This is a genomic window from Nostocoides australiense Ben110, from assembly GCF_001050535.1.
Classification (GTDB): Bacteria; Actinomycetota; Actinomycetes; order Actinomycetales; family Dermatophilaceae; genus Nostocoides_A; species Nostocoides_A australiense.
The window spans coordinates 1,983,529-1,989,596 of record NZ_HG764815.1; the positions used below are offsets into that span (position 1 = coordinate 1,983,529).

The following is a 6,068-nucleotide window of genomic DNA, read 5'->3' on the forward strand; positions in this document are numbered from 1 at the left end:
CCTGGGTGTCGAGGCCGGCGGGCAGGCCGGACAGCCAGGCATCCAGCCCGAGCTCGGTCACGGCGAGCTCGACGTCGGCGCGCGAGTGCTCGCCGCCGAAGCGGATGTTCTCGAGCACGGTGTCGTCGAAGAGGAAGCCCTCTTGCGGCACCATGACGACCCGGGAGCGGAGCGAGCCGAAACGCACGTCGCGGATGTCGACGCCGTCGAGGCGCACGATCCCCGACGACGGGTCCATCAGCCGCGTCAGCAGGCGGGCGAACGTCGACTTGCCCGAACCGGTCTCTCCCACAATGGCGATCCGGCTGCGCGGCGCGACGTGCTCGGTGATGTCGTGGAGCACCGGAGGGCCGCCCGGATAGGCGAAGCCGACATCGTCGAAGTCGACGGTGATCGGCCCCCGCGGCAGGTCGATCCCGTCAGTCCCGGGGTCAGCCACATCGGCGGGGGTGTCCATGACCTGGATGACGCGGCGCCAGCACGCGACGGCGTTCTGCAACTCGTTGAGAATCTCCGTGGCCTGCTGGACCGGCTGGGTGAAGAGGCCGACGAGGAAGAGATAGGCCAGCAGCTCACCGAGGGTCATGTCCCCGCGCGCGGCCAGCCAGGTGCCGACGACGAGGACGACCGCCAGGGTGATACCGCCGACGAACTGGCCCGCGGAGAAAGCGATCGTCGAGCGGATGTGCGCGGTCGTCGCGGCCTTGCGGTGGCCTTCGATCGCCGCGTCGAGCCGCTCGGCGGTGCGGTCCTCGACGCCGAAGCTGCGGATCGTCGCAGCACCCACGACGGATTCGGAGACCGCGGCGAGCAGGTCGCCGACACGCTCGCGGACATCGCCGTATGCCGCGCCGAGCGACTTCTGCATGCGCCGGACGGCGATGACGAGGGGGATGAAGCAGCCCCAGGTCACGGCCGCCAGCACCGGGCTGTAGATCACCATCAACACCGTCGCCAGCGTGATTTGGCCCAAGCTGACGATCAGGACGATCCCGCCGAACTGGACGAACTGGCTGATCGTGTCGACATCGGTCGTCACCCGCGCCACCATCGATCCGCGGCGCTCGGCGTTCTGCGTCAGCACCGACAGATCGTGGATGTGCCGGAACGCCTTGACCCGCAACGTCGCCAGCCCGCCCTCGGACGCCGTGAACAGGCGCACGTTGACGGCATACGAGCAGATCGCCGTGATGACCACCACGACGGCGGCGATCGCGAGGTAGCGATAGACGATCCCGGCGTCGGGACCCCCGGCGGCGAGCAGGCCGTCGTCGGTGACGCGCTGGACGACGACCGGCACGACGACTCGTCCGGCGGTCGTCACAATCGCCAGCAGCAGGGTGACACCGATGCCCTTGGTCAGCTCGGGCGAGAGCGAGACACCGCGCTTCAGCGTTGCCCAGGCTCCCCCGGCGGGTTTGGTCTGCATGGCGGAGTTGGCGGGGAGGGCGGTGCTCACGACGTCACCTCCACGGGATCCGACGGTTCCTCGTCGGCGGCGACGGCCGCCCGCTCGGCCGCTTCTCGGGCATACGCCGTCACCAGGTCGACATAGCCCTGGCAGCGCGACATCAGTTCGGCGTGCGTGCCACGGTCGACAAGACGGCCCTCGTCGAGGAAGGCCACCTCGTCGGCGAGCGCGATCGTCGACATCCGGTAGGCGATGACGACGACGGTCATGGCACCGGTGCCGGCCCCCAAGGCAGCCAGGATCGCTTGCTCCACCGTCGGGTCCACCGCGCTCGTCGCGTCGTCGAGCACCAAGAGACGCGGGTGGCGAACGAGTGCCCGCGCCAACGCGATCCGTTGCCGCTGGCCGCCACTCAGCGTGGCGCCGCGTTCGCCGACCTTGGTGTCGATCCCGTCGGGCAGCCGGGCGATGAAGCCATCGGCATGAGCCGTGCGCAGCGCCGCCCAGACCTGCGCGTCGGGCACCGGCGCACCGAGGGTGACATTGCCCCGGACGGTGTCGTCGAAGATGAAGGTGCTCTGCGGGACCAGCGCCGCATCGGCGGCCAGCGCACCGGGAGCGAGGTCGCGCACGTCGACCCCGTCGATGGACACGCGGCCACTGGTCGGATCGATCAAGCGCACGATCAGCCCCGCGAGCGTGGACTTGCCCGCCCCGGTGGGCCCGACGATGGCGATCGTCTCGCCCGGTGCCACGTCAAGAGTGATGTCGCGCAAGGCGATCGGCGCGCCGAGGGCTCCACTGGCAGGGAGATCAGCGGACCCAGCGGTAGCACCGGACCCGGTCAGGGCGGCATCCGAGGCGGTTTCGTAGGAGTAGGTGACGCCGTCCATGGTCAGCCGTGCGCCCGGGCTCCCCTGGCCCAAGTCCGCGGCACCGTGACTCATCGAGCCGCGCGCCTGCAGGACGGCGTTGACCCGCTCCCACCCGACGAGGGTGCGCGGGATCTCGCCCAGCACCCAGCCGAACGCGCGCACGGGGAAGGCGAGGACGGAGATCAGATAAGCCAGTTGCACCAGCTCGGCCGTCGTCACGGCTCCGCTCGCGACGCGCCCCACCCCGACGCCCAGGACGGCGAGAGTGCCGAACGTCGGGATCGCCTCGATCACCGGGTCGAAAGTGCCCCGTGTGCGGCCGGCCCGGATCGCGGCCGTGCGCAGCCGGTCGCTGACCTCGGCGAACCGGGAGGTCTCCCGTTGCTCGCGCCCCATCACCTTGACCAGCAGCGCACCCTCGAAGGATTCGTGAGCCACCTCCGCGACCTCGGCGCGCAACTGCTGGGCGCGCGTGACCCGCTCGCTCATCCGCCGCTGGAAAGCGGCATTGGCCGCGAAGAGCAGCGGGAAGATGACCAGCCCGACACCCGCCAGCACCGGATCGATCAGCACCATCTGGACGGCCCCGGCGAGCAGCATGACGAGCACGCCGAGTGACATCGGCAGCGGCATGAAGATATTCCACGTCGCCTCGACGTCGGCATGGGCGTTGGACAGCAACTGGCCCGACGGGTGACGGTGGTGCCAGGCCAGTGGCAGGCGCAGGTATTGGCGGGTGACTTTGCGGCGGTAGTCGGCGCCGACGTTGAACACCGTGAAGCCGCCCCCGATCCGCCGCAGCAGCACCCCGACCGTGGTGAGGAGGACCACGCCGCCGATCACGGATCCGATGATCAGCGCCCGCCCGCGGCTGAGCCCGCCCTCGTGGATCGCCGGCGTGATCTGATGCGCTGTCACCCAGCCGACGGCCTGCGCCATGCCGGCGGTGAGCACGCCATACAGCACGCTTCCCGTGACGGCGATGGCGAACAGCCGCGGCTCGGCGCGCACGCCGAGGGCGATGACGGACAGGGCCCGCCGCAGCGAGCGATCGCTCCCGGCGCCGGCCCCGAGATCATCAACGGGCATGACGTGCGATCACGCGAGCCCCAGTTTGCTCGACCACAACGCGGCCACGGCCTGGTCGCCGCCGGTCGTGGTGACGTCGGCCTGGGCATGCCGGCCGTATGCCGCGAGCAACAGTTCGCCGGGCCGGCCCGCGATGTCGACGCTCCCCAGGTCGGTGGGCGCCTTGGCGACGATCCGGCCCTGCGGGGCGATCAGGACCGCCCCGACGGCGGACTTGCGGAACATCAGCTTGGCCATGCGCGCCAGCGCGCGCCACAGGGCCCGCTGCTCGGCGTCGGGGATCTCGCGGCGCAGGGCACCCGGTTGGGCGCGCAGCACGTCCTCGTGATGGATGAAGTATTCGACGTGGTTGACCAGCTCATCGACCTTGCCGATCCGCACGGGCGAGAGCCGCGGCGGTCCCGAGCGCACCGACTCGACCAGGTCCGGCCACGGTTGGTGCTTGATCGCGCGCACCTGGCCCTTGGCGACGCCGCCGATCACCGGCAGCATCGGCCCGACGATCAGGTCGGGCCGGCCGTCGCGGACGACGAGATGCGTGGCCAGGTCGGCGGTCGTCCAACCCTCGCACAGCGTCGGAGCGTCGGGCCCGACCGACAGGAAGGTGTCGCACAGGGCGCCGCGCTCGACCTGGGCGAAGCGGGGCGTGGAGGAAGACGTCATACCGCCTATCCTGCCTCCTCCCTCCGACAAGGCCATGGGCGGCCGAGTCAGCTGTCAGCGGACGGGGTGGCCGTGGGCGCGGATGGCGTCCTTGACCTCGCCGATCGTCAGCGTGCCGAAGTGGAAGACGGACGCCGCGAGGACGGCGTCGGCGCCGGCATCCAGGGCCTCGGCGAAATGCTCGGGAGTCCCGGCGCCGCCGCTGGCGATGATCGGGATCGACACCTCGGCACGAACGAGTTTGAGCAGTTCGATGTCGAAACCGGCGGTCGTGCCGTCGGCGTCCATCGAGTTGAGCAGGATCTCGCCGGCGCCCAATTGCGCTGCGCGAGCGCACCATTCGATCGCTTCCAGCCCCGCGCTCCGACGCCCCCCGTGCGTGGTCACCTCGAACCCGCCGAGCAGCTGACCGTCCGGCCCACGCAGCCGCCGCACGTCGGCCGACAGCACCAGCACCTGGGCCCCGAACCGGTCCGCCACCTCCGCGATGAGTTCGGGCCGGTGGATGGCGGCCGTGTTGATCCCCACCTTGTCGGCGCCGGCGCGCAGCAGCTTGTCGACGTCGTCGACCGTGCGCACTCCCCCGCCCACGGTGAGCGGGATGAAGACCTGTTCCGCCGTCCGGCGGACGATGTCGTATGTCGTGTCGCGTCCGGCGCTGCTGGCCGTCACGTCCAGGAAGGTCAACTCGTCGGCGCCCGCCGCGCCATACGCCGCCGCCTTCTCGACGGGGTCGCCGGCGTCGCGGAGGTCTTCGAAGTTGACCCCCTTGACCACCCGCCCCGCGTCGACGTCGAGGCACGGGATGACGCGCGCAGCCAAAGCCATGGCAGGAGCCTAGACAGCGACGGTCGAGAGGGGACGATCGGCACGGATCCTGGACGAAACCGTGCCGACGTTCCCCTCTCGACCGATGCTGAGCCCTCTGGTTACCAGCCGATGGTCTTGAAGATCGCCATCGTGATGTTGCCGGGCGTGCGGATCGTCTCGCCGCCGCCGATCGCGTAGGTCATCAGCGAGTTGGGGTTGCCCTTGGGATAGGTCGACTCGTTGAGGTGGCTGTAGCTGCTGCCCTGCCGCCAGGTGCCGGGCGCGTAGAGCCGGGCCGCCTTGCCGCCGTTGGCATTGCGGACGGCGGGGCTGTCGAAGTAGAGATTGTTGCTGCGCAAGGCGGAGCCGAGCTTCGTGGAGTTGTCGGGCATCTTCCACAGCAGCGGGCTGCCCGTGGAGGAACCGAGCTTGGTGTAGCGGTCGTAGACCCCGTTGGCGCCGTTGTAGCGCACGGTGCCCAGGGCGCCGTTGACCCGGCCCACACCCCAGAAACCGAGGCCGTGGCCGATCTCGTGCGCGACGACACTGGTGAAGTCGTACTTGCCGGCGGGGGCCGGGCCGGTGCCGAAGTGCCAGTTGGTGAAGCTGCTGCTGAAGCGGGCGACGATGTCGGGCGCCGAGTTGAGCTGGCGGCCGGCCTTCTTGTTGGCGATCGCGTCGCCCTGCCAGACGCCGCCCACCTTCCAGATGTAGTTCGACCCGGCGGAGCCGAGGATGTTGGAGCCGAGCGGCGCCCAGGTGGCGTCGACGGTGATCGGCACCGGCGAGGAGATCTTGGTCGACCACATGTCGACGGCGCGCTGGAAGGCGGCCTTCGAGGTGGCGTTGAAGCCGTGGTAGGTGACGGTGATCCGGGCGGTCCGGGCCGCCTTGCCCGAGGTGTCGTCGGCGATCAGCGACGTGGTGCCGTCCAGCGGGCCGGCATAGACCGGGACCTGCGTGCCCGGGCGCGACGGCGGCGCGCTCTCGGCGCCGGCCGGGGCGGCGACGACGCCACAGGCGAGCGCGGTGACGGCTCCGGCCACGAGCATGGTGGATGAACGACGCATTGGGTATCTTTTCCCCTCGATCTGCCGCAGCCTCTGCCGCGGGCTGGCAAAACCCCGCCCGACGGCGGGATTGCACCACACCGGATCCCTTGCCGGGCGTGCCCGTCGAGGCTAACACCCGAGGTGCAGCCGCCCGCCACTGCCCCCCGA

5 protein-coding genes are annotated in these 6,068 nt (G+C 70.4%); all 5 read right to left on the reverse strand.

Annotation, left to right across the window (positions count from 1 at the left end; all coding sequences use genetic code 11):
* Positions 1–1,459: ABC transporter ATP-binding protein (locus BN11_RS09595; protein WP_053084054.1), on the reverse strand; the 1,459-nt coding region annotated here is incomplete at its 3' end.
* The gene (locus tag BN11_RS09600; RefSeq protein ID WP_048697062.1) at positions 1,456–3,375 is read right to left on the reverse strand and encodes an ABC transporter ATP-binding protein; all 1,920 of its coding nucleotides are present in this window, start codon (positions 3,373–3,375) and stop codon (positions 1,456–1,458) included. The genes BN11_RS09595 and BN11_RS09600, both read right to left, overlap by 4 nt.
* Positions 3,376–3,384: 9 nt before the next feature.
* Positions 3,385–4,038 carry a TIGR03085 family metal-binding protein gene (locus BN11_RS09605; RefSeq protein WP_048697065.1) on the reverse strand — a complete coding sequence of 218 codons (654 nt, stop codon included), beginning with the start codon at positions 4,036–4,038 and terminating at the stop codon, positions 3,385–3,387.
* 54 nt (positions 4,039–4,092) lie between these two features.
* Entirely contained in the window at positions 4,093–4,866 is a 774-nt protein-coding gene (hisF, locus tag BN11_RS09610; RefSeq protein WP_048697066.1) for an imidazole glycerol phosphate synthase subunit HisF, read from the reverse strand.
* 101 nt (positions 4,867–4,967) lie between these two features.
* On the reverse strand, positions 4,968–5,918 hold the full coding sequence (locus tag BN11_RS09615; protein ID WP_157044063.1) for a hypothetical protein: 951 nt from the start codon (positions 5,916–5,918) through the stop codon (positions 4,968–4,970).
* Positions 5,919–6,068 lie beyond the last annotated feature (150 nt).

Excerpts from the sequence above, each read along its gene's own strand:
- BN11_RS09615 (WP_157044063.1), bottom strand. The coding sequence starts at position 5,918 with ATGCGTCGTTCATCCACCATGCTCGTGGCCGGAGCCGTCACCGCGCTC.
- BN11_RS09600 (WP_048697062.1), bottom strand. The coding sequence starts at position 3,375 with ATGCCCGTTGATGATCTCGGGGCCGGCGCCGGGAGCGATCGCTCGCTG.
- hisF (WP_048697066.1), bottom strand. The coding sequence starts at position 4,866 with ATGGCTTTGGCTGCGCGCGTCATCCCGTGCCTCGACGTCGACGCGGGG.
- BN11_RS09605 (WP_048697065.1), bottom strand. The coding sequence starts at position 4,038 with ATGACGTCTTCCTCCACGCCCCGCTTCGCCCAGGTCGAGCGCGGCGCC.